The organism is Myxococcales bacterium (assembly GCA_016699535.1).
In the GTDB taxonomy this organism is placed as follows: Bacteria; Myxococcota_A; Polyangia; order Polyangiales.
The window spans coordinates 2,076,707-2,098,936 of the sequence record CP064980.1 but is presented as its reverse complement, the minus strand read 5'-3'; the positions used below and the strand labels follow the sequence as shown (position 1 = coordinate 2,098,936).

Here is a 22,230-nt window from a genome sequence, read left to right as displayed (position 1 = left end):
ATCAGAGTAGCCACATCATGAAAGCAGAAGGCACACAGACCAAAATTCACGGCAAAAGCCTGAATAGTGCTGTGTTTTCTGTGCAATTGGTCGTAGTACTCCTTGGCATTCTCCTCATTAGCGGGGGGGCTGGCTAAGTTCGTGCTGCGTAGGCACTTTCCCAGCCCCCTCATCCACCCGGATGCAGGGGCTTTTTCTTAGGCAAAACGGAACAAATAACCATGACACACAGCGTAAAACAATACAAAGCCGAGGCGAAGAGTGCTGCTGGTGCGCCGAGCAGCAAAGCAAAGCCAAACAACGAAGGCAAGGAACTCACCGGAGCGGAAATCATCTGGGAGTCGTTAAAGAAACAGGGAGTTGAGGTGGTGTTCGGTTATCCAGGCGGCGCCATCATGCCTGCCTACGATGCGATGCTAAAGTACGACATCAAACACGTCCTGGTTCGTCATGAACAGGGTGCTTCACACATGGCCGATGGTTACACCCGAGCATCGGGTCGAACCGGAGTGTGCATTGCCACCTCAGGACCTGGAGCAACCAATCTTGTGACCGGACTTGCAACGGCCATGCTTGACTCGATTCCCATGGTCGCGATCACCGGTCAGGTCCCTTCCACCCTGCTTGGCACCGACGCCTTCCAAGAAACCGACATTACCGGCGTTACGCTTCCAGTGACCAAACACAATTACCTGGTTACGCGTGCCGAGGAGATTGCTCCCACTATTAAGGAAGCCTTTCATGTGGCGACCCATGGCCGCCCAGGCCCGGTGGTCGTCGACATCACCAAAGATGCCCAACAAAACAACGCTATCTTTGAATGGAGTAACGAAGAAGTGGTGCTGCCCGGTTATCGGCCGAACTACGATCCTCTGCCCGAGGTGTTTGAAGAAGCCCTTAAACTCATCGGCCAAGCCAAACGCCCCGTGATTCTAGCTGGACACGGTGTTGTGCAGGCAGGCGCAACCGATTTGCTCTTGGAGTTCGTCAATAAAACCGACATTCCAGTCACCAACACCTTGCTTGGTTTGGGCGGCTTTCCTGCAACCCACAAGCGCAACTTGGGCATGATGGGCATGCACGGCGAAGCGTGGGTCAACAAGGCCATTCAAGAAGCCGATTTGCTGATTGCTCTTGGCATGCGTTTTGATGATCGCGTTACCGGCAACATCAAAAACTATGCACCGAATGCGAAAAAGATTCACGCTGAGCTTGATCAGGCTGAAATCAACAAAAACGTCAAAGTGGATGTGCCGCTTGTTGGCGATGTGTACACCACACTTAAAAAACTGATTCCGCGCGCTACAAAACAAACACTTAGCGGTTGGCATGCACGCATCGATGAGCTCAAGGGCGATTCAGCTGTACGCGACATCCAGCAGCTTCCCGACGAAGGGAAACTCTATGCAGCCCATGTGATCAATGATTTGTGGCGCTTCACCGAAGGCAAAGCCATTGTCGTCACGGACGTGGGACAGCATCAGATGTGGGAAGCGCAGTACTACAAGCATGACTACGCACGCAGACTGCTTACTTCCGGCGGACTTGGTACCATGGGCTTTGCTTTGCCTGCGGCCATTGGGGCTTATTTCGCACAGCCAGACCATGAGATATGGGTCATTGCAGGAGACGGCGGTTTTCAAATGACGGCTTCTGAGCTTTGCACTTGCAAACAAGAAGGCGTGAAGATCAACATCGCGATCATCAACAACGGCTTTTTAGGCATGGTGCGACAGTGGCAAGAGTTTTTCTACGGCGGCCGTTATGCAGCAACGCCGATGCTAAGCCCTGATTTTGTCAAACTTGCCGATGCACATGGGCTTACTGGCTTACGCGTCACCAAGCGTGCCGATGTTCAAAATGCCATCGAGCAAGCGCGTAAAACAGAAGGCACCGTGCTGATTGATTTTCGGGTGGAGCAAGAAGACAGCGTTTATCCGATGGTGCCCTCTGGCGCCGATTTGCACGACATGATCCGTCGACCTGAAAGCAACCCTCCCCCTAAAAAAGAAAAAGCAAAACACAATCCCATTTATGAAACCGGTGAGGACGAAGAATGACCCAAAAAGAATCTCGCACCTTTGTTGTGTATGTCGAAGATAAACCCGGCGTACTAAACCGCGTTGCATCGCTCTTCAGGCGCCGCGCTTACAACATTGTCTCTCTGAATGTTGGCCGCACGCACGAGCCCGGAGTCTCACGCATGACGATTGTCGTCGAATCCGATTCCGACATGGCGCAGCGCTTTTCTGCCAATCTATACAAAATGGTCAACGTGCTTAGCGTCGAGGACATCACCGAAACACCCTCAGTCACTAGGCACCTAGCCCTTATCAAGCTTGTAATGAAGCCCGAAAAACGGGCTCAAGCGCTTGAAATTTGCAATGTTTTTAGGGCTCACGTGGTGGATATTGCACCGGAGGCTCTGATCGTGGAGATTACCGGCGCCCTCGAAAAAATCGAAGGCTTCGTTACGGTGCTACAGCCTTTTGGCGTAGCTGAGATCGTGCAAACAGGCGCGATTTCAATGAAACGGGGTGCAGAGATTTCTGTGCCCAAATTGAATCTTGGAAAAATTCGAGCAGCATAAAAATTTTTGGAAAGGAAACGTTACACATGGTTGAGATTCGTTACGACAAAGACGCCGATTTGGCACTTATCAAAGGTAAAAAAGTAGCCGTGATCGGTTACGGCTCCCAAGGCCACGCACATGCCCTAAATCTAAAAGAAAGCGGCGTGGACGTGCGCATTGGTTTACACGATGGCAGTCGCTCAAAAGCAAAAGCTCAGGCCGACGGTCTTACGGTGAAAAACGTTCGCGATGCTGCTGCAGAAGCAGACGTGATCATGATTCTAACCCCCGACACCTCGCAAAAGGCGATTTACAAAGAACACATCGAACCGAGCCTTAAAGAAGGCAAGACGCTCATGTTTGCTCACGGTTTTAACATTCGCTACGATGAAATCGAGCCGCCGAAAAACGTGGACGTCAGTATGATTGCGCCCAAGGGGCCTGGCCATCGCGTGCGTGAGACCTATCAAGAAGGCGGCGGCGTGCCTTGCTTGCTTGCCGTGCATCAAGATGCGAGTGGCAAAGCGGATGCACTTGCGCTCTCCTACGCTTCGGCCATTGGTGGTGGACGTGCAGGGGTGCTCACCACGACCTTTACGGAAGAAACCGAAACGGACTTGTTTGGTGAGCAGGCCGTACTTTGCGGCGGAACGGCTGAACTTGTTAAAGCAGGCTTTCAGACCTTGGTTGACGCGGGCTACCAACCTGAAATTGCCTATTTTGAATGCCTTCATGAGCTCAAGCTGATTGTTGATTTAATGTACCGCGGAGGCTTGAACTACATGCGCTACTCCATCAGCGATACCGCTGAGCAAGGCGACTATGTCTCTGGCCCTCGTGTGATCACCGATCAAACCAAAGCCGCAATGAAAGCCATCTTGGGGGACATCCAATCCGGCAAGTTCGCCAAGGACTGGATTGCTGAAAACGAAGCGGGCCGGCCCAACTACAAGAAAAAACAACGTGACGAACAAGATGCAAATCGAAAAAGTCGGCGCCAAGTTGCGCGACATGATGCCTTTTGTCGATCCAGTGAAAATCAAAGCAGGAGACTAAGCATGAGCAGTGATAGCCCGAACTATGTAAAGATCTTTGATACGACGCTACGGGATGGGGAACAGTCCCCCGGAGCCAGCATGACTTCCACAGAGAAGCTTGAGATTGCACGCACAATCTCAAGACTCGGCGTGGATGTGATCGAAGCTGGGTTTCCCGCAGCATCGCCCGATGATCTTGCAGCAGTTCGGGCCATTGCAGAATCCGTGGGAACACAACGCATTGAAGGACGTCCATCAAAGGCTCCGCCTACGATTTGCGGCTTAGCTCGCGCGCAAAGCAAGGATATCGATCAAGCTTGGGAAGCTGTGAAAGCAGCCATGCACCCGCGCATTCATACCTTCATAGCGACCTCGCCCATTCACCGTGAGCACAAATTGCGTATGAGCAAAGAAGAAGTGCTTAAGCGCGTCGATGAAATGGTGCGCTACGCAGCGTCTTTATGTAAGGATGTGGAATTCAGTCCGGAAGATGCCGGGCGAACCGAGCCCGAGTTCATGCACGAAGTGCTGGAAGTTGCCATTGCCGCAGGAGCTAGCACGCTCAATATTCCGGACACCGTAGGCTACACCCTTCCGAGCGAGTTCGGTGTGCGCATTGCGGATATCTTCACCAAAGTCAAAGGCATCGAAAACACCACTGTCTCCGTGCATTGCCACAACGATTTGGGCCTTGCGACAGCCAACTCGCTAGCTGGCATCAATGCCGGAGCACGACAAGTTGAAGTCGCTGTCAACGGCATTGGCGAGCGCGCAGGAAACACCTCGCTCGAAGAAATCGTGATGGCGCTTCATACGCGCAAAAATGCGATTGGCCTTGAGACAGGCATCGATACCACACAGCTTACACGTGCCAGTCGTTTGGTCAGCAAGACCACAGGCATGGTTGTTCAACCCAACAAAGCAATCGTTGGCGCGAACGCGTTTGCTCATGAAGCGGGCATCCATCAAGACGGTATGCTTAAGCATGAAGAGACCTACGAAATCATGCGACCTGAGACCGTGGGAGCTACGCAAACCCAACTTGTATTGGGGAAGCACTCTGGGAGACATGCTTTTGCGGTGCGCCTTCAAGAACTTGGTTATTCGTTGGAAGGTGAGCAGCTCGACAAAGTCTTTGCTGAATTTAAACGTCTAGCCGATAAGAAAAAGAGCGTAACTGACGCGGACTTGGTCGCACTTGCGAGCATCGAGTTCAGACCCGCCCAGGAATTCTTCAGTATTGATCGGCTGCAAGTGAGCTCTGCACTTGAAGGTCTGCCTACAGCGACCATTCGCCTTAAAGGCGCAGACGGACAAGTACACACCCAAGCCTCGGTAGGCAGTGGTCCCATTGATGCATTGTTCAAAGCCATTGATGACGTAGTAAAAGCGCCAAGCGATTTGCTTGAGTACTCCGTGCACGCTGTGACCGAAGGTATCGACGCACTTGGCGAGGTAAGCGTCCGCATTCGCAGCACACAAGCCAAAAAAGCAAAGAGCCCACAACATGGTCGTGGCCAGCAGATTTTCTACGGCCATGGAGCCGACCCGGACATCTTGGTGGCCAGTGCTAAAGCATACCTGTCAGCGCTCAACCGTCTGCTTTCTCATCTTGAGCCCAATCGGATTAAAAACAAAACAGTCAAGGTCGCAAAGGCGTCCTCGTAAAACCATTTCTTGTGTAGCAGCACATGCTGCACATAACCCCCAACCCCTTAACACTTAGCAGGAACATGCCCAAAACACTTTTCGAAAAAATCTGGAATAAACACATTGTCGCAGAAGAAGCTGGCAGACCAGCCATCCTTTATATTGATCTGCATTTGATTCACGAAGTGACTTCACCACAGGCTTTTGACGGTCTGCGTGGGCGAGGCTTAAAGGTGCGGCGTCCCGATCGAACCTTTGCGACCATGGATCATTCCACACCCACTGTGCCAAAAAAGCTTCGTGTGCTTGATACGCAAGCGCAAGCGCAGATGCAAAAGCTGCGCGATAACTGCAAAGAGTTTGGCATTGAACTTGAGGGGCTTGATGACCCTAAAAACGGTATCGTGCACGTGATTGGACCGGAGATGGGTCTAACCCAGCCAGGCATGACCATCGTCTGCGGCGATAGTCACACCTCAACGCATGGTGCTTTCGGCTCACTTGCTTTTGGTATCGGCACAAGCGAAGTCGAGCATGTGCTTGCAACACAGTGCTTGCTACAGCGCAAAGCCAAAACCTTTGAAGTGCGGGTCGATGGGAAACTTTCGCCTGGAGTAGGCGCTAAAGATATTATCTTGGCTCTTTGTGCAAAAATCGGCACAGGTGGCGGCACAGGGTATGTGCTTGAGTACCGCGGTGATGCAATACGGGCCTTGGACATGGAAGCGCGCATGACCGTATGCAACATGAGCATTGAGGCTGGGGCTCGTGCAGGTCTAATCGCGCCAGACGACACCACTTTTGAGTACCTAGCTGGACGCGAGCGTGCTCCGAAAGGTGCCGCCTGGGATAAGGCGGTTGCTGAGTGGCGTAAACTTCCAAGCGATGATGGAGCAGTCTTTGATAAATCAATCACTATTGATGCATCGAAACTTGAGCCCATGATTACTTACGGAACCAACCCGGGCATGGGCGTTGGCATAAACGAAGCCATTCCTTCAGTCGAGAGTTTCTCGGATCCATCGGATCAAGCAAACTTCAAAAAAGCGCTTAGCTACATGGGCATCGAAGCAGGCAAAGCTCTTGCTGGAAACAAAATCGATGTGGTGTTTATTGGTTCATGCACCAATTCACGCATATCCGATCTTCGTGCTGCGGCAGGCATGCTCAAAGGACGCAAGGTCTCAGCGCAAGTGCAAACACTAGTAGTGCCTGGCTCTCAAAGCATCAAAGAGCAAGCTGAAGCCGAAGGCCTTGATAAAATCTTTACCGAAGCTGGAGCCGAATGGCGCAACCCAGGCTGCTCCATGTGCATCGCGATGAATGGCGATCAACTCAAACCGGGGCAGTATGCAGTGAGCACCAGCAACCGCAACTTTGAAGGACGGCAAGGCAAAGGTGGTCGTACCTTTCTCGCTTCTCCACTGACTGCCGTAGCATCAGCCATCAAAGGCTGCGTCACCGATCCTCGAACCCTCGTTTAGACTCCAAACTTATTAAAGGAAAACACATGGCAAGCTTTAGCACACTAACCTCACACATGGTCGCCATTCCTAGCGACAATATCGACACCGACCAAATTATCCCGGCGCGTTTTTAAAGTAACGGATAAACAAGGGCTCGGAAAACAACTCTTTTGCGACTGGCGCTACCTTGAAGACGGAAGTCCCAATCCAGAATTTCCGCTCAACTTTCCACAAAGCCAGGGCGCTCAGGTCCTAGTCGCAGGCCAGAACTTTGGGTCGGGCTCCTCACGGGAACATGCTCCATGGGCCCTTGTGGGCTGGGGCCTGCGTGCCGTGATTGCAATTTCCTTTGCGGACATCTTTAAAAACAACGCACTGAAAAACGGTCTTCTTCCCATTGAAGTAGACACGAAAACCCAGCAGTCTTTGCTTGCAGCGATCAAAAGCGATCCAAGAACCACAGTAAGTATTGATCTCGCATCACAAACACTCACGCTGCCTGATGGCTCAAAGCAGAGCTTCCCTATCGATGACTTCAGCAAATATTGTTTGCTGCAAGGTATCGATCAGCTTGAGTACATTCTCGGATTTGAAAACAAGATTGCGGCATACGAGCAAGCATAACACCATGGTGGCCAAACACATCGACATCTATGATACCACCCTACGGGATGGCACCCAGAGCGAAGGCATTTCCTATTCGTGCCAGGATAAAATTCGCATTGCTCAGCGTCTTGATGCACTCGGGGTTGCTTTCATCGAGGGCGGCTGGCCGGGTTCAAATCCAAAAGATGCCGAGTTCTTCGAGCGAGCCAAAGACATCCAGTGGAAGCATGCTGCCATCACAGCTTTTGGTTCAACTCGGCGCGTCACTTGCACTGTTGAAGATGACGTCAGCCTCAATACATTGATTCAGGCCCAGACGCCGGTTTGCACTTTGTTTGGAAAAAGCTGGGTGTTGCACGTCACCGAGGTATTGCGCACCACGCCTGACATCAATCTACAGTTAATCGAAGAAAGTGCAGCTTACCTAAAAGCACAAGGCAAGCGCGTCGTCTATGATGCGGAGCATTTTTTTGATGGCTATCGCACCGATGCAAGCTATGCCCTTGAAACGCTGAAGGCAGCCAAACGTGGCGGGGCTGAGGTCTTAGTGCTCTGCGATACCAACGGCGGAAGCTTACCTTGGGACATTGAAACCATCACCGCTCATGTTCGCAAGGAACTCAAGCACCCGGTAGGCATTCACGCTCACAACGATACCGATTGCGCTGTGGCCAACAGTATTGCTGCAATCCGAGGCGGCGCAAGCCATGTTCAAGGCACTATCAACGGTTATGGAGAACGGTGCGGCAACGCCAACTTGATTTCCGTGATCGGCGATCTTGAACTAAAAATGGCTTTCAAATGTCTACCTGAAGGCAAATTAAAAGAGCTTCACGAAGTTTCTCGCTTTGTCACCCAACTTGCCAACCTACCATTCAATGACCATTTGCCTTATGTCGGTCGCAGTGCCTTTGCTCACAAAGGCGGAGTGCATGTGGCCGCCATGCGCCGCAGCGCCGATTCGTATCAGCACATTGATCCATCCGTGGTCGGCAATGAAATGCGTACCGTCGTAAGCGAGCTTTCAGGCCGCGGCAACGTACTAAGCAGGGCCGAAGAGCACGGTCTTGATGTGGACCCTGGCATTGAAATTGAAGTGCTAAAACACATCAAGGAATGCGAAGCAGCCGGCTTTTCTTTTGAAGCGGCCGAAGCTTCTGTCGCCTTGCTTCTGCAACGTCGACTACCCGCCTACAAAGCCCCGTTCAAAGTCATGGACTACGAAGTCAAAGTGGGCAAGCGCCAAGGCATCGACACTTACGCTGAAGCGACTGTCAAAGTAGCCATCGGAGATCACATCGAACATGCCATTGCAGACGGTGATGGACCGGTCGCAGCATTGGATGCTGCTTTGCGTAAAGCGCTTGGCTCGTGGTTACCTGAGATCGAAAATATTCGCTTATCCGACTACAAGGTACGTATTCTTGATAGCACCGATGGTACCTCGTCCAGCGTCAGAGTGCTCATCGACAGCAGCAACAGCAATGAAACTTGGAGCACCGTGGGCGCATCAGGAAATATTATCCAAGCCTCGCTAAGAGCTCTTGTTGATGGTATAGAGTACGGCCTTTTAAACGCTTCAGGGCACTAACAAAACACAAGACACCGCAGTAGAGGCACCTTCATGAAAGCAACTATTATTCTTCTTCCAGGGGATGGCATCGGCCCAGAAATCGTTCGAGAAGCTAAAAAAATTCTTGAAGCGGTTGCATCCAAGTTTGGACATGAATTCATCTTTGAAAGCAAACTGATTGGCGGCATCGCTATCGACGAAACCGGAGAAGCTCTACCCGCTGATACTTTGGCCAGCGCGAAAAAAGCCGATGCGATTTTACTCGGCGCTGTGGGTGGCCCCAAGTGGGACAATCCCAAAGCCAAGGTAAGACCCGAGCAAGGCTTGCTTGGCATTCGCAAAGGCCTTGATTTATTCGCTAACCTCCGACCTGTGAAGATTTTCCCCGAACTTGCCGCATCGTCACCGCTTAAAGCTGAGCGCTTGGAAGGCGTTGATATGATGGTGGTACGCGAACTCACAGGCGGCATTTACTTCGGCGAGCCACGCCTTCGTGAAGCTCGCACCGACGGTGAACGCGCCTTGGATACGATGGTTTACACCACTAAAGAAATCAAACGCATCGTACAGCTTGCCTTTAACATCGCCAAAGGCCGCCGGAAGAAAGTCACTTCAGTCGATAAAGCCAATGTACTTGAGTCCTCACGTTTATGGCGTAGTGTGGCCACTGAAGTCGGTAAAGATTACCCCGAGATTGAACTGGAGCATCAGTTGGTCGACTCGGCTGCCATGCGTCTTGTCACCTCAGCAAAAGACTTTGATGTACTTGTGACCGAAAACATGTTTGGCGACATTCTTTCAGATGAAGCTGCTGTGTTAACCGGATCGCTAGGCATGCTACCGAGCGCATCCCTTGGCGAAGGCAGTCGTGGACTTTATGAACCCATTCACGGCTCAGCCCCCGATATTGCAGGCAAAGGCATTGCGAATCCCGTTGGCACCATTCTCAGCGCGGCGATGCTCTTGCGCCATAGCTTAGGTTTGGAAAAATAAGCAATAAGCATCGAGCAGGCCGTAAGCCATGTCATCGCCAGTGGCGCCCGTACAGCAGACCTTAGCCAAAACTCACCACTGAGCACCCAAGCCATGGCCGATAAAATCTTGGGGTCACTTTCCTCCTAATTTAACTCTTTTTTTTACGGCCGAAAGGGTTGCAATCCTGAACTTTCTCTTCTGAAGAACTCCCAGGAATGTATAAAAATTGACCTGTTTTAAAAGCCTAAAAACACCAGGAGAGTGACCCCAATGTGCGAAGTGAGTTACCGTGCGGTGCTTTTCGATCTTGACGGAACACTGCTTTATTCCATACCGAAGATCATCGAATCCTTTCTCCACACGCTTGATACTTTTTTACCGGATCATGCACTCGATGAAGCTGCAATCACGGCACGTTTGGGACGTCCACTCATGCAACAAATGCTGGAGATTTCTGGGAATCCGGACACTGCCCTTTTGATGACACAACACTATCGCACGCACAATCAAAAACTCATTCCTGAAATGCAGCTCTACGGGGGCACTCTCGATGCACTCGCTCAGATTCGCTCACGCGTCAAGCACTGCGGGATCGTAACATCCAAGCATTGTGATTCAGCCATGATGTCGATCAAACAACATGGCCTATCGCAACACCTGGATACCATGGTCTTTGCTGAAGACACCACAAAGCACAAGCCTCACCCTGCACCGCTGCATTTGGCCTGCAAACGTCTTGGCGTAGCGCCAGAACAAACGGTATATGTAGGCGATGCCGTATTCGATCTACAAAGCGCGAAGCGCGGTGGCCTAGCAAGTGCCGCCGCACTCTGGGGACCGAATCCTCGAGCAACATTGCTCGCAGAATCGCCAACGCATCCACTTGAAACACTCACCGATCTTTGCGCATTCCTCTAGACATCCAGTGTCGGATAAACCCTTCAGCAATCAAAGGGCATGATTCGAGATAATGTACTTGGCAGTTGCTGCATTTGTGGCGAGAGGAACGTCGTGAACGTTGCAGATGCGCATCAAGCCTTGAATGTCTGGATCATGAGGATGTTTTCCTAGCGGATCAATGAAGAAAAACACGGCTTTAATCTTACCCTCAGCAACCATCGCAGCTATCTGCGCATCGCCCCCAACTGGGCCAGATAAAAACAAAGTGACATCAAGATCACATTTCTCTTGGAGTAGCTTTCCGGTGGTTCCTGTTCCAACCAACTGATACTTCTTCAAAGTGTTTGCGTGCTCCATGGCAAATGCAACCATGTCGGCTTTTTTGTTGTCATGCGCAATGAGCGCCAATGTTTTGGATGTGGAGGTTTTTTGGAATTGCATAAGCCAAGTTGATGAAAATTTATCGCAAGTATCAAGCGTTGATTGCTTCTTTTAAAGGAAAAGAAAACGTAAGATATGATCGAGACCTCAAACAGAAATACATCTTGAATTTTGTGAAAAAAATTCCTAGTTTGAGTTGTTATTGATCCACAGATCGAAAGCCTGAAATCCGCTAAAGAACTCAGTTTCCGCGCAATTGTGACAGGTATGCTCCTAGGTGCATTGCTGTGCCCTTGCAATATCTACGCTGGGCTTAAAATAGGCTGGTCCTTCAACATGTCAATCACCGCAGCTTTGTTGAGCTACGGATGGTGGCAAGGCCTTCATCGTGTAAAGTTAGCATCCTCCTGGGGCATTCTAGAAAACAATCTCAACCAAACCACTGCATCAGCCGCGGCATCGATTGCGGGAGCGGGTCTTGTCGCACCCATCCCAGCACTCACACTGATTACCAATCAGAGCCTCGCTCTATGGCAACTGATGCTCTGGGTTTTGTCCGTAAGCTTGTTGGGAGTCGTAGTGGGCTTGTTTCTCCGCCCTTATTTAGTTGCGGAACTTTCTTTCCCCTCAGGAATCGCCACCGCTGAGACCCTGCAAAACATTTATGAAAAAGGCAAAGAGGCAAGCCGTCGCATTCAAGCACTGCTCACAGCCGGGGTAGTCGCCGCATCGCTTAAAATCTTCGATAGTTTTAGTCACGGCCTTGCTAAATTTGGCATACCAGGCGCGTTGCATGTTTCCATACCCGCAACAACGAAAGCATCGTCTACTCTATCCTTCAGCAAACTAGGGTTCGCCCTTGATCCTTCCTTGTTGATGCTCGGTTTTGGAGCCATTATTGGCCCACGGGCTGGGGTTTCGCTCTTGCTTGGCGCCATTGTAGCTTGGGGCATTCTACTTCCATGGGTTATCGCTCAAGGTTGGGTGTCGATACCGCAAGCAACACCCGAAGTTTCTTTGTTTGCTACGGGATTGGAATGGCTTTTATGGCCTGGGGTCACCCTAATGGTAGTTGCCTCATTGATGTCGTTCGCCTTGCAACTTCCGGGACTTCTAAAAACAAAACGTAAATCATTAACTCTTTCTTCTGAGAGAAACATAAGCCATCAGAAACCTTTCATTGCATTGTCGCTTTTGGCCTGTCTTTTTGTTGTCGCGCTGCAAATCACTTTCTTCGATATTGGAATATTTGAAGCATTGTGTGCTGTTGTACTAACCCTTGTGCTTGCTGTCGTCGCTGCGCGTGTCGCTGGCGAAACCGGCATCACGCCAATCGGCGCGATGGGCAAAATCACCCAAATGTCTTTTGCTGTGATTTCCCCTTCAAATCCCACCAACAACCTCATGGCTGCAAACGTGACCGGCGGAGCAGCAAGTCAATGCGCGGACATGATGCATGACCTAAAAGCAGGATATATTCTAAAAGCAAAACCAGAAGTCCAAGGCGTTGGGCAACTCTTAGGAGTAGTTGCGGGTTCAGTTGTTGGATCCGTCGTTTACACAATGCTTCTGCCCGATCCAAAAAAGCTTCTACTAACGCCTCAGTGGCCAGCACCGGCAGTTGCTACGTGGAAGGCCGTAGCAGAAGTTTTCATGCATGGCTGGCAGCACCTTCCGCCTCATAGCACAACCGCAATGGGCGTTGCTGCATTCGTAGGATTGCTCTTAGCTTTAGCAGAGAACCGCATGAGTTCAGCTGCTCTAAACTATATACCAAGCGCGGCAAGTATGGGGTTGGCTTTTGTTTTGCCCGCTTGGAACAGCATTTCGATGTTTTTGGGAGCTATGCTTGCTGCACTTACTTTCAAATACGCAAAAACATGGTCCACTCGTTTTGTTTTGGTTATTGCAGCGGGTCTCATTGCCGGAGAAAGTCTCGTTGGCATAGTCGATGCAATGCTTGGTGTCCTAAGTTTTCAATAGCGCCACGGCGCTACTCTGTTCCATGGCTGAGCTGAAGCACCTCAAAACGGTCTCCTGGCTGACGGCAGGTGTCCACCTTGCCTGAAAAACGGATGCGAAGCACGATAAAATCTCGCAAACGTGAAGCCCAAGCTCCCGCTAACATCGGGTCCACCGCTTGGCACAGATTCTCACCAGAAGGCTGGGCCGTTTCAAACTTCAATTTTCGATGAATCGAACGACCCGTATTAGCTTGGCTCACCTTTACAGAAAGAGTATCTGGGTCGTAGTGCAAGGTCAGATCGCTAGCTTCTCCGTCGATTTTCTTGTTTTTTCCAGCTCGCAACGAAAAGGAATGGAATGAATCGGGTTGTGCATTGATACGACCGAGTGCAGCGGCTACGCGCTGTTCGACTCGGGTTCGAAAACTTGGATCGTTATGATGTTCCTTATACTCATCTTCACTAAGGATGATAAATTCATCACGGACCTGACCTTCGCTACTAAGCACTTGCAAAATGAGATCGTGCTCTTGCAGCACCCTCCCCTCAGAAAACTCATCTGCAATCACAAAACCTTCTTTGGTGTGAGCGGGAAAACCATGAACAAGCGGATGACGCGGATGCTCAGCAAGCAACTCTTCAGTGTCAATCCAGCGCTGGGGTGGTCTTTTAGGATCCCCGGAGTTTTGGACTGCTTGTTGCGTTTGCCGCGTGCTTGGGTTCGTATTCCGATAGGACCGACTCTGGTTCGAACTCTCATGAGCACATGCAACCATCAAAGCAAGAACCATTACCCATAAACGCATGACTTTTCATCTATACCCGGCCTACACAATTGTCAAAACAACGCTTTTAGAACGATCCGTCTACCTGACTATCCAATCGGCGTTCCCTCCTTCACCCTTCGGTCCATCTTACAAGCATCGACATAACGCATACTCTGAGAAATCTTGCTGGCGCACTTCCGCTTCGCGACTACCAACATCCCTTTCAAAGCCACGCACAATAATACTCCTTGATCGGTAGGATAGAGCCTAAACACTATTCCCCGTCGTGCCCTAAACTGAGATTTGAGCTCGAGAGACTAAGGCAACGTAAGGCTCGAATATAAACACGTGAAAAGGTCGCCACACGTTGCTGCCGCAGACCTCTCGAGCAAAAAAAGCCTATTCTATTGTTTTTCCATTTTAACAATAGCCCGCGTTCATACTCCTTCAACACAATACATGTATACAGTAATTTTACTTATAAAACGGAATTAAATGGCTTGAAAACATAAATTTATGCTATAATTGAATGATGCGTTGCTTGCTCCATTTGCTATTATGGACTGCCGTCGGTTGTGGCCGTTTCGGATACGATCCTGTTGCAAGCGAGCTAGGCGATACCGGCGAGATTGGCACGCCACAGAACCTGTGCTCAGACGGAATACAAAATCAAGACGAAAGCGATATTGATTGCGGCGGGATCCAATGCGAACCCTGTCCTTCAGGAAACACTTGCCTTGTTAGCAGTGACTGCAGCACCAACAACTGCGCACTCGGCGTCTGCCTTGACCTTTCCTGTTCAGATGGCATCCTAAGTCAAGATGAAAGCGATACCGATTGCGGAGGAAGTCTCTGCAATCGTTGCGCAAATGGTAATGGATGCCTCCTCGACGGCGATTGCAGTTCGAATGTGTGTGTGGCTAAGGTCTGTCAGACACCTTCCTGCTCCGATGGTGTACAAAACCAAGACGAAACAGACATCGATTGCGGTGGTAGCTTGTGTTCGAGCTGCAACAGCGGACAAAACTGCTCGACCAGCAGCGACTGCAGTTCAAAGGTTTGCACCGGCAACACTTGCCAAGCACCCTCTTGCTCTGATGCCGCACTAAATCAAGACGAAACAGACATCGATTGCGGCGGTAGCTCGTGTTCGAACTGCAACAACGGACAAAACTGCTCGACCAGCAGCGACTGCAGTTCAAAGGTTTGCACCGGCAACACTTGCCAAGCACCCTCTTGCTCTGATACCGCACTAAATCAAGACGAAACAGACATCGATTGCGGCGGTAGCTCGTGCGCCAGTTGTTCAGACGGAGCCGGTTGTTCTATAGGCAGTGATTGCAACAGTGGAGTCTGCATCACGAACATCTGCCAGACGTCTTCCTGCTCCGATGGTGTACAAAACCAAGATGAAACAGATATCGACTGCGGCGGTAGTTTATGTGGGGCTTGTACAACTGGTCAGAGTTGCATCTCCGGCGTGGACTGTAGCTCGTCCGTTTGCACTGCCAACGTTTGCCAAGCACCGTCATGTTCCGATGGTACGCTAAACCAAGACGAAACAGATATCGATTGCGGTGGTAGTTTGTGTAGCAGTTGTATTAACGGCCAGAGTTGCAACACGGGCTCAGACTGTACCAGCGGGATATGCGACGCAAACATTTGTTCCGGCTCAAACATTAACTATTTTTCTATCGGCAGAAATTCAGGAACCCTCTACGCCATTGGCACTGCATCAGTCACAGCTGGTAGCAACGCTGTTAGCTTTGCAGCGGGAGCATCCCTTCCCCTCAATGTAGGACGAGGGGATCGACTGGTCCTTGATCCGGGCGGCGCTGGCGAAGAGACTATTTACGTCCTTGACCGGCAATCCACCACACAAGTCACGCTGCAATCGATCGCATCAAGCACTCACTCGGCGGTAAGTTATCGTTTTGAGCGTGCTTTTATTGCGATCAACGCATGGGAAAGTGCGCGTCAAGGCAATCTTGTTAGCGAAACACGCATTGAAGTGGGCGTCATGTACAACGACGCTCCATTCACCGAAAATGTTAGGATTGACGGCTCCACCACCAGTGCTTCCTATTATATGGAGCTCACCTCAGCCGAAGTTGCAAAACACAACGGTTTTGCGGGAAGTGGTTCAATACTTTCACCAGCAACTCCTGGACACGCCATCCAGGCCAAAGACCCTTACCTGCGTATTTCCTGGCTAGAAATAACCGGGTGGTCCACAAACTCAGCAGGCAGTTATGACGCCATCAACATCGGTCCGGGCGGCGATCAAATCCTGCTCCATCATTTGATAGTGCACGATGACGGACACGGCGCACAAAGCAACTCCGATGCAAACGGCATCGGCCTTGAGAACACCAACAGTATTACCGTCACCGTTCAAAACTCATTGGTATACAACATCGCACGCGCTGGAATTCTTCACGACAGCTGCCTCGGATGCTCGCTTGAAGTTCAAAACACTACTCTGTATCAGTGCGTACAAGCTGACGATCAGCCCACTGTTTATGGTTGCATCGGTGAAGCGTGGAGTTCTGGTTCAGTATCGACAATCTACGTCAAAAACGTGGCGGCTCTTGATGTTGGTTCGGGCGCCAAAGCTTTCTTTTACAACTCGTACTCGTACGATAGTACCTTTGAAGCTTCCCTGGGAAATTCAAATCATAACATCAGCTCGGACAATTCTGCGCCGGGAATGACTACCTTCCATGGGGTTAGCTCTGCCTCAACTTTTGTCGACCTTACTCCTGGCTCGGAGGACCTTCATCTGAAGTCAGGCGCCACGGCAATCGACAACGGGATGGATCTTACACCCCTGCTGATCGACGACATAGAGGGGGAAAGTAGACCAAGCGGCAGCGCTTATGACATCGGAGCCGATGAATACTAGAGCCATGGGCGCCTACGAAGCTCCTGGTACGGCTCATGCTCTGATTGGCCGAAGCAATCCACAGAAAACTGGAATAATTTCCTCATGAGTTTCTGGTACGCTCTTTGCAATCCTCTTTACGTGGTGAGAAAAAGGGAAATAGGCATTGCTGTGTTAAGCGTCGCACTCTTTGCTTGCACAGGGATCATCGCTACCAATAACTCGAGTTCGTCTTCATCCAAAGAACGAACCGTGATCGGACCAGGCCCCGGCGAAATGAATCTTCGCCTCCTCACTCCCAATCAAATTCGCGGCGCGTTAGCCGTGCTGCTGCAGCTTTCAGCGGAGGAAAGCGATTTGCTGAGTATGTTGCCGACACCCATCGGCGGCTCCGGATTTTTCGGCTGTTAATGCCTACCAGGCCGTAGTGGCGGGATCTGAAATGGATACCATGAGTTCGACGGCTTTTGATGCGGTAGAGCTTGCCTTTGCTGATGAAGCACGCGCAACAGTGCTTGTAGGGTGCGATCCTGGGGCGATTGACACCGTATGTTTGCAACACTTTATTAATCGCTTTGGGCGCATGGCATGGCGCAGACCTCTGTCCACCGATGAAGCATCACGCTATCAGACTCTTTACGAAACCCTTGCCGCAACAAGCTCCTCGGCCGAAGCCATCTCCTACGTGATGGCAGGTTTTCTGCAGAGCCCGAATTTTATGTATGTCGAAGAAAACGGGCAAAGTGATCCTTCCGGCTTTCGCCGATTCACCGATTTTGAAATCGCTTCTCGCTTGAGTTTAGGTCTATGGGACTTACCACCCGACAGCGAGCTTCTCGACGCGGCCGAACGTGGCGAGTTGAGTAACCCCGATACCCTTCGCCCCCACATTCAACGCTTGCTAAACGATCCCAAAGCCGAGCAAGGCATCATGCGCGTACTTAGTGAATACTTTATGCTCAGTGAGCTCGATCAAATCGTAAAAAACACCGAGGTCTATCCGACCGCAAGCAGTGCTCTGTTTGCCGACATGAAAACGGAGCTCCAGTGGTTACTCGATCGTTTCAGTGCAGCCAATCAAAATTTTATGACAGCGTTCAACACCGACCGTGTCTACGTCAATAGTCGCCTGGCTAATTTGTATGGACTTGAGGGGCCAGCAGATACGGCAACCTTTATGGAAATGCAGGTAGCAGAGCCGGAGCGTAAAGGAATTCTAAGTCGTGCAGGTGTTCTTGCACGCCTAGGCGATACCGACCATCCCTCTTCAACTTTGCGAGGCTTCTTCGTGTTTGAAAAAATACTTTGCGGCGTGGTTCCTCCACCGCCCTCCAATCTCGCACCCCAATTGGCTGCGGCTCGCGAAGATGCAGCAAACCAAGGACTAAGTGAACGCGAATTGCGTGAACTTCACATCTCCGAGCCAAGTTGTGTCGGTTGCCATTCAAGATTTGATCCGGTGGGGTATGCCTTTGGTGCATTTGACGGCATTGGCGCACTTGAGCCCAATGATAGCAACGGCTTGATTGACATTTCCGGCGCCTTCCCCGCTATCGGCGATGCCCCCGAGGTGCCAGTGGACGGACCAGAACAGATTGCCGATTTGCTTTCCGAGCGTGACGAAGCGGCCGCGTGCGTCGCACGTCACCTGTTCCGCGGTGTAGTGGGTCACACCGAAACCGACTGGGAACTAAGCGAAGTTCTTCCTGCGCAATGGGAAGGGTTTTTATCCACCGGACAAATCCGTCCTTTGCTCGAGGAACTGCTTGTATCGCAAGCCTTTTTACTCGGGCAGCGAGCAGGAGAATAGAATGGCAGCACGCAAGAACAAAACACATATCTCAAGGCGCACCCTGTTGCGAGGTCTGTGCGGCGGAGCAGCCATTGCAGTAGCCCTTCCTCCCCTTGAAGCGATGTTTAACGTGCACGGCACAGCCTATGGCGATGGCACATCGATCCTGCGCTTTGGCGTCTGGTACTTTGGAGGCGGCGTCTATCAACCCAACACCTCAAGCATCAATGAGTTTTTCCCAAGCACAACAGGGAGCAACTGGACTCCACGTTATCAAACCGAGCCTCTTGCTGATCCAGCTATTAAAGACAAAGTAAATATTCTATCGCGCCTATCAACTACCTACAGTGGTGATCCTGGTGTGAGTCACAACATCCATCACACTGTAGCTCTATCAGGAACAGGAAACCCTGGAAATCGACTTGGCCAGGGCGTAGCCAACGCAGCTTCCATTGATCAGGTGATCGCAGAAGATTTCCGAGCGCGTGGCTATCGTTCAACTTACGGCGAAGACTTTGTGGGCGCGCAATGCTCCTTTGGCGGACATGCTGGAAAATCCGCCTTCACCGCCAATGGAAATTTTATCTCCTTGCATTCTGATCCACGAAACCTATTTGATTTGCTATTTGCCGGATGCACCACAGGAGCAAGTCCCGTGGGCAATACACCAAGCATGGATGAACGTGCACAACGGCAACTGCTCGTTGTCGATGCGATTTTGCAAGACGCCAAGGCCCTGCAAAAGCGTGTGAGCATCAACGACCAACAACGCATCGAGCAGCATTTGCAAGCGATTGACGCTTTGGAACGCAGGCTTCGTCGCGATCCGAACACTGATTGCAGTTGTCCGGATCGTCCCACGGTCTCGGGTTCCGAGATTCAAAATCCCATTGAAATAAATGATGGTGATGAGTTCGGCACAGGACAAAGCCCACGTCAGGCCCATCGTCCGATGGCCGATCTTCTCGCCCTTGCCATAGCCTGTGATCTGACACGGGTGTTCAACATTGAATTCATTGGCACCCAGACCAACGCCGTTCTGAGCGATGTTTCAGGCGTCACCGAATCCCATCATCTCGGATTAACCCATACAGGCTCTGGAAAACTCAGTGACACGACCCGCTACGTGATGGAAGAGTATGCTTATTTCCTAAAGCAACTTGCGGCGATTCCGGAAGGCGCTGGAACGGTTCTCGACAACACGGCTGTATTCTGCACCTCTGAAAGCATCTATTCTGGAGCGCACGAACTTGGCAACCACTTCGCCATCGTCGGTGGCGGCGCCGGCGGAGCACTCAAAACTGGGCAGTTTATCGATGTAAACAACCAAGCGAAACTCTCCGACATCATGTACACCTTAGCAAAATCAGTGGGCTCAAATGTGCAAGGTATTGGCAAGCAAGGCGACCAGGGATATGGCAACACACTCTTCAGTCCGATCTGGGTTGGCTGGTGCTCTGATCGCACAAGCTCGTTTGTATTCGTCCCATTAAGCCCAGCCATAGAGCTTACACAAAAGATGCAACATCAGGACGATTACCGCTGTACACACGAGATTCAAAACAAAACCGGAACGAATCATTGTTTTCATGTTGAGCACACCTGTACCGTAAGCAATGGCGTTAGGACCTGTCGCAATAGGCAACATAAACGCACAACTTGCACTGATGCCAACGGCCAGCACCACTGGCGCTAAGGGCAAATTAAGCTGCTTGCACACACTGATCGCCAAAGGCACAAGCATGCTAGCCGATGCCATGTTGGAACAGACTTCAGTGAAGAAAGTTGTAAACAAAGCAAAGCAGCACACCAAAAGCCAAAGGTTGGTAAAGCCCGTCGCCTGAAGCAAACCCTGCCCAAGCACTTCAGCAAATCCTGTATCCATCATCTGCTTACCAAGCGAAAGTCCCCCGCCAAAAAGCATGATGATGCCCCAATCAATTTTGGTTGCCTCTTTCCACGGCAAGACGACCTCTTTGTGCTTAGGATCGAATACGGCAAACAAAGGAATCGTCGCCAACATGGCGACTACCCCTGGAGGAAGATTGTGCTCAAGCTCTGCCGCGATACTTGAACCTGCCAGTTTAAAAGCCGAGGGCAACATCCAACCAATGATAGCCAAGCTCAAACTAAGCGCCGTGATCTTCTCGCCTCGGCTCCAAGGGCCAAGCTCGACCTTGCGCAATTTAAAGTCTCCCAACACAATCAGTTTTGGACGCCTGTACCAGTAGAGCACCGCAAGAAGAGCAAGCGCGGTTGGCAAGGCAACTTTGATCCATCCCAGAAAATCCAAGGCAAATCCAGCTTGTTTTAAAAACTCCATGGTGATGAGATTTGGCGGGCTACCAACCGGTGTGCCAAGTCCGCCAATCGAACAAGCATAGGCCACCGAAAGCACTGCTCGCTCTTTGAGCGCAGCATTTTGCTCATGCTCTTCAATGGCATTCACTAGCCCCATCGTTATAGGAATCAGCAAAGCGGCAGTTGCGGTGTTCGAAATCCACATCGAAAGCAGTACGACAACAGCTAAGAGCGTCATAAAAATACGACGCGTCGATTTGCCGGCAGCTGGCTGGCGAAGTAAGGCAAAGGCAATACGCCGATCGAGACCATGAAGGGCCATGGACCGAGCGATAAAAAAGCCACCGACGAACAGAAAAAGCAACGGATTCGCATAAGGCGCAAAAGCTTGCTTCGCGTTGCATATTCCCATAATCACAAAAAAGGGTGCAATAAGCAGAGCAGTCGCTGCTATCGGAATGGCTTCGCTTAGCCATAGGCCCAACACGAGCACAAACACCACCGAAAAACGATGGACAAGCGGCTGCAAGTCAAAAGGTAAAAACCAGACCAGCGCAGCCGCGGCAACACTGAGCGTAATGGCTAGTCTTTGCTTCATCGAAGCTGCTATAGGCCACATGATACGTTCAAGAAGCATAGCCTAGAGGGCTTGGCTATACAATCAAACGAAATCGCGCCCCACTAAAGCATACGGTTCCATAGAGTTTACGCTATTGACTCCAAAACGCTTGCTCCTTTTAACCAACCCTAACTAAAGCCATTTCGTGGGTCCAGTAATGAAAGAAGACTTGTTTTTCGGTTATGTTTAGTTTGAAACGAGGTTAAATCGGCAAGTGCCGTATACAGCTGCCGAGGGATCGGCAACCACCTCCATTTCAATAACGCCCGAGCCGGAACCAGTGACGCCGAACGTAAAAACAAAACCTCCATCGACCGGTGTGGAAGAAGTCTGCCCGACACTCAAAGTCGCTGAACCGGAAATCGCCACGAAATTCACCGCAAAGTTCGCCAGGGGTTGAATATGAAAAAAATCAAAACTAAAGGGTGCTGAAACTGTTGGGCTTATTGTAAAACCCGAATCGCAAGGCAGCGAGTTGGGCGTATCCGTCGGGGTGTCCGTCGGGGTATCCGTCGGGGTATCCGTCGGGGTATCCGTCGGCGTGTCTGCCGATGCGTCCACGGATGCCTCGGACAAAACATCTTCAAAAACATCCCCACCAAGACCCGCATCGTCAGAAGAAAGAGAGCTCACGCAAAGATTCGTTGCTTCGTTGCAAATGTAACCTTCAACGCACGGACATTCCCTGTTTTCCAAATCAACTAAAGATTTAGCGCAATGCGCTAACAACACCAGGCATAAAA

The 22,230-nt window shown here is 50.9% G+C and carries 14 protein-coding genes and 3 pseudogenes; 14 read left to right on the top strand and 3 right to left on the bottom strand.

Annotated features, from left to right (window positions below):
* The first annotated feature begins 221 nt into the window (after positions 1–221).
* The 9 genes and pseudogenes from ilvB to IPJ88_09950 all read left to right on the top strand — a co-directional run bounded on the left by ilvB (position 222) and on the right by IPJ88_09950 (position 10,797).
* Positions 222–2,060: a biosynthetic-type acetolactate synthase large subunit gene (ilvB, locus tag IPJ88_09990; GenBank protein ID QQR88585.1), complete on the top strand. Its 1,839-nt coding sequence runs from the start codon at positions 222–224 to the stop codon at positions 2,058–2,060.
* Positions 2,057–2,590, top strand: coding sequence for an acetolactate synthase small subunit (ilvN, locus tag IPJ88_09985; protein QQR88584.1), 534 nt, complete (start codon positions 2,057–2,059; stop codon positions 2,588–2,590). Before ilvB ends, ilvN begins: the two co-directional genes overlap by 4 nt.
* Before the next feature lie 26 nt (positions 2,591–2,616).
* Positions 2,617–3,628: pseudogene (gene ilvC / locus IPJ88_09980) on the top strand (ketol-acid reductoisomerase).
* A 2-nt stretch (positions 3,629–3,630) separates the two neighbouring features.
* The gene (locus IPJ88_09975; protein QQR88583.1) at positions 3,631–5,277 is read left to right on the top strand and encodes a 2-isopropylmalate synthase; all 1,647 of its coding nucleotides are present in this window, start codon (positions 3,631–3,633) and stop codon (positions 5,275–5,277) included.
* A 65-nt stretch (positions 5,278–5,342) separates the two neighbouring features.
* Positions 5,343–6,743: a 3-isopropylmalate dehydratase large subunit gene (gene leuC / locus IPJ88_09970; protein QQR88582.1), complete on the top strand. Its 1,401-nt coding sequence runs from the start codon at positions 5,343–5,345 to the stop codon at positions 6,741–6,743.
* 26 nt (positions 6,744–6,769) lie between these two features.
* Positions 6,770–7,349: pseudogene (leuD, locus tag IPJ88_09965) on the top strand (3-isopropylmalate dehydratase small subunit).
* 4 nt (positions 7,350–7,353) lie between these two features.
* Positions 7,354–8,922: a citramalate synthase gene (locus tag IPJ88_09960; protein ID QQR88581.1), complete on the top strand. Its 1,569-nt coding sequence runs from the start codon at positions 7,354–7,356 to the stop codon at positions 8,920–8,922.
* A gap of 33 nt (positions 8,923–8,955) precedes the next feature.
* A pseudogene (gene leuB, locus IPJ88_09955) lies at positions 8,956–10,026 on the top strand (3-isopropylmalate dehydrogenase).
* Positions 10,027–10,149: 123 nt separating this feature from the next.
* Positions 10,150–10,797 carry an HAD-IA family hydrolase gene (locus IPJ88_09950; GenBank protein ID QQR88580.1) on the top strand — a complete coding sequence of 216 codons (648 nt, stop codon included), beginning with the start codon at positions 10,150–10,152 and terminating at the stop codon, positions 10,795–10,797.
* A 30-nt stretch (positions 10,798–10,827) separates the two neighbouring features.
* On the opposite strand, the gene IPJ88_09945 is transcribed toward IPJ88_09950, so the two are convergent.
* Complete coding sequence (locus IPJ88_09945; protein ID QQR88579.1) at positions 10,828–11,220, bottom strand: methylglyoxal synthase; 393 nt, start codon at positions 11,218–11,220, stop codon at positions 10,828–10,830.
* Between the two features lie 198 nt (positions 11,221–11,418).
* Between IPJ88_09945 and IPJ88_09940 the strand changes: the two genes are divergently transcribed.
* Entirely contained in the window at positions 11,419–13,143 is a 1,725-nt protein-coding gene (locus IPJ88_09940) for an OPT/YSL family transporter (protein ID QQR88578.1), read from the top strand.
* Between the two features lie 10 nt (positions 13,144–13,153).
* Here the strand turns inward: IPJ88_09940 and IPJ88_09935 are convergent, their stop codons facing one another.
* A complete protein-coding gene (locus IPJ88_09935; GenBank protein ID QQR88577.1) occupies positions 13,154–13,930 on the bottom strand; it encodes a hypothetical protein in 777 nt (258 codons plus the stop codon).
* 490 nt (positions 13,931–14,420) lie between these two features.
* Between IPJ88_09935 and IPJ88_09930 the strand changes: the two genes are divergently transcribed.
* From IPJ88_09930 to IPJ88_09915, 4 genes are all read left to right on the top strand, one after another.
* On the top strand, positions 14,421–16,796 hold the full coding sequence (locus IPJ88_09930) for a hypothetical protein (GenBank protein QQR88576.1): 2,376 nt from the start codon (positions 14,421–14,423) through the stop codon (positions 16,794–16,796).
* An 84-nt stretch (positions 16,797–16,880) separates the two neighbouring features.
* Positions 16,881–17,186, top strand: a complete 306-nt coding sequence (locus IPJ88_09925; protein ID QQR88575.1) for a hypothetical protein — start codon at positions 16,881–16,883, stop codon at positions 17,184–17,186.
* Between the two features lie 16 nt (positions 17,187–17,202).
* Positions 17,203–18,585 (top strand): DUF1592 domain-containing protein, encoded by a 1,383-nt coding sequence (locus IPJ88_09920; GenBank protein ID QQR88574.1) that lies wholly within the window; start codon positions 17,203–17,205, stop codon positions 18,583–18,585.
* A gap of 1 nt (position 18,586) precedes the next feature.
* Complete coding sequence (locus IPJ88_09915; protein ID QQR88573.1) at positions 18,587–20,263, top strand: DUF1552 domain-containing protein; 1,677 nt, start codon at positions 18,587–18,589, stop codon at positions 20,261–20,263.
* A 1,410-nt stretch (positions 20,264–21,673) separates the two neighbouring features.
* Here the strand turns inward: IPJ88_09915 and IPJ88_09910 are convergent.
* Entirely contained in the window at positions 21,674–22,120 is a 447-nt protein-coding gene (locus IPJ88_09910) for a hypothetical protein (protein QQR92087.1), read from the bottom strand.
* Between the last annotated feature and the right edge of the window lie 110 nt (positions 22,121–22,230).

Coding starts and splice junctions, on each gene's coding strand:
- IPJ88_09925 (QQR88575.1), top strand. CDS start 16,881: ATGAGTTTCTGGTACGCTCTTTGCAATCCTCTTTACGTGGTGAGAAAA.
- IPJ88_09935 (QQR88577.1), bottom strand. CDS start 13,930: ATGCGTTTATGGGTAATGGTTCTTGCTTTGATGGTTGCATGTGCTCAT.
- IPJ88_09930 (QQR88576.1), top strand. CDS start 14,421: ATGATGCGTTGCTTGCTCCATTTGCTATTATGGACTGCCGTCGGTTGT.
- IPJ88_09945 (QQR88579.1), bottom strand. CDS start 11,220: ATGCAATTCCAAAAAACCTCCACATCCAAAACATTGGCGCTCATTGCG.
- ilvN (QQR88584.1), top strand. CDS start 2,057: ATGACCCAAAAAGAATCTCGCACCTTTGTTGTGTATGTCGAAGATAAA.
- IPJ88_09915 (QQR88573.1), top strand. CDS start 18,587: ATGGCAGCACGCAAGAACAAAACACATATCTCAAGGCGCACCCTGTTG.
- leuC (QQR88582.1), top strand. CDS start 5,343: ATGCCCAAAACACTTTTCGAAAAAATCTGGAATAAACACATTGTCGCA.
- ilvB (QQR88585.1), top strand. CDS start 222: ATGACACACAGCGTAAAACAATACAAAGCCGAGGCGAAGAGTGCTGCT.
- IPJ88_09950 (QQR88580.1), top strand. CDS start 10,150: ATGTGCGAAGTGAGTTACCGTGCGGTGCTTTTCGATCTTGACGGAACA.
- IPJ88_09975 (QQR88583.1), top strand. CDS start 3,631: ATGAGCAGTGATAGCCCGAACTATGTAAAGATCTTTGATACGACGCTA.
- IPJ88_09960 (QQR88581.1), top strand. CDS start 7,354: ATGGTGGCCAAACACATCGACATCTATGATACCACCCTACGGGATGGC.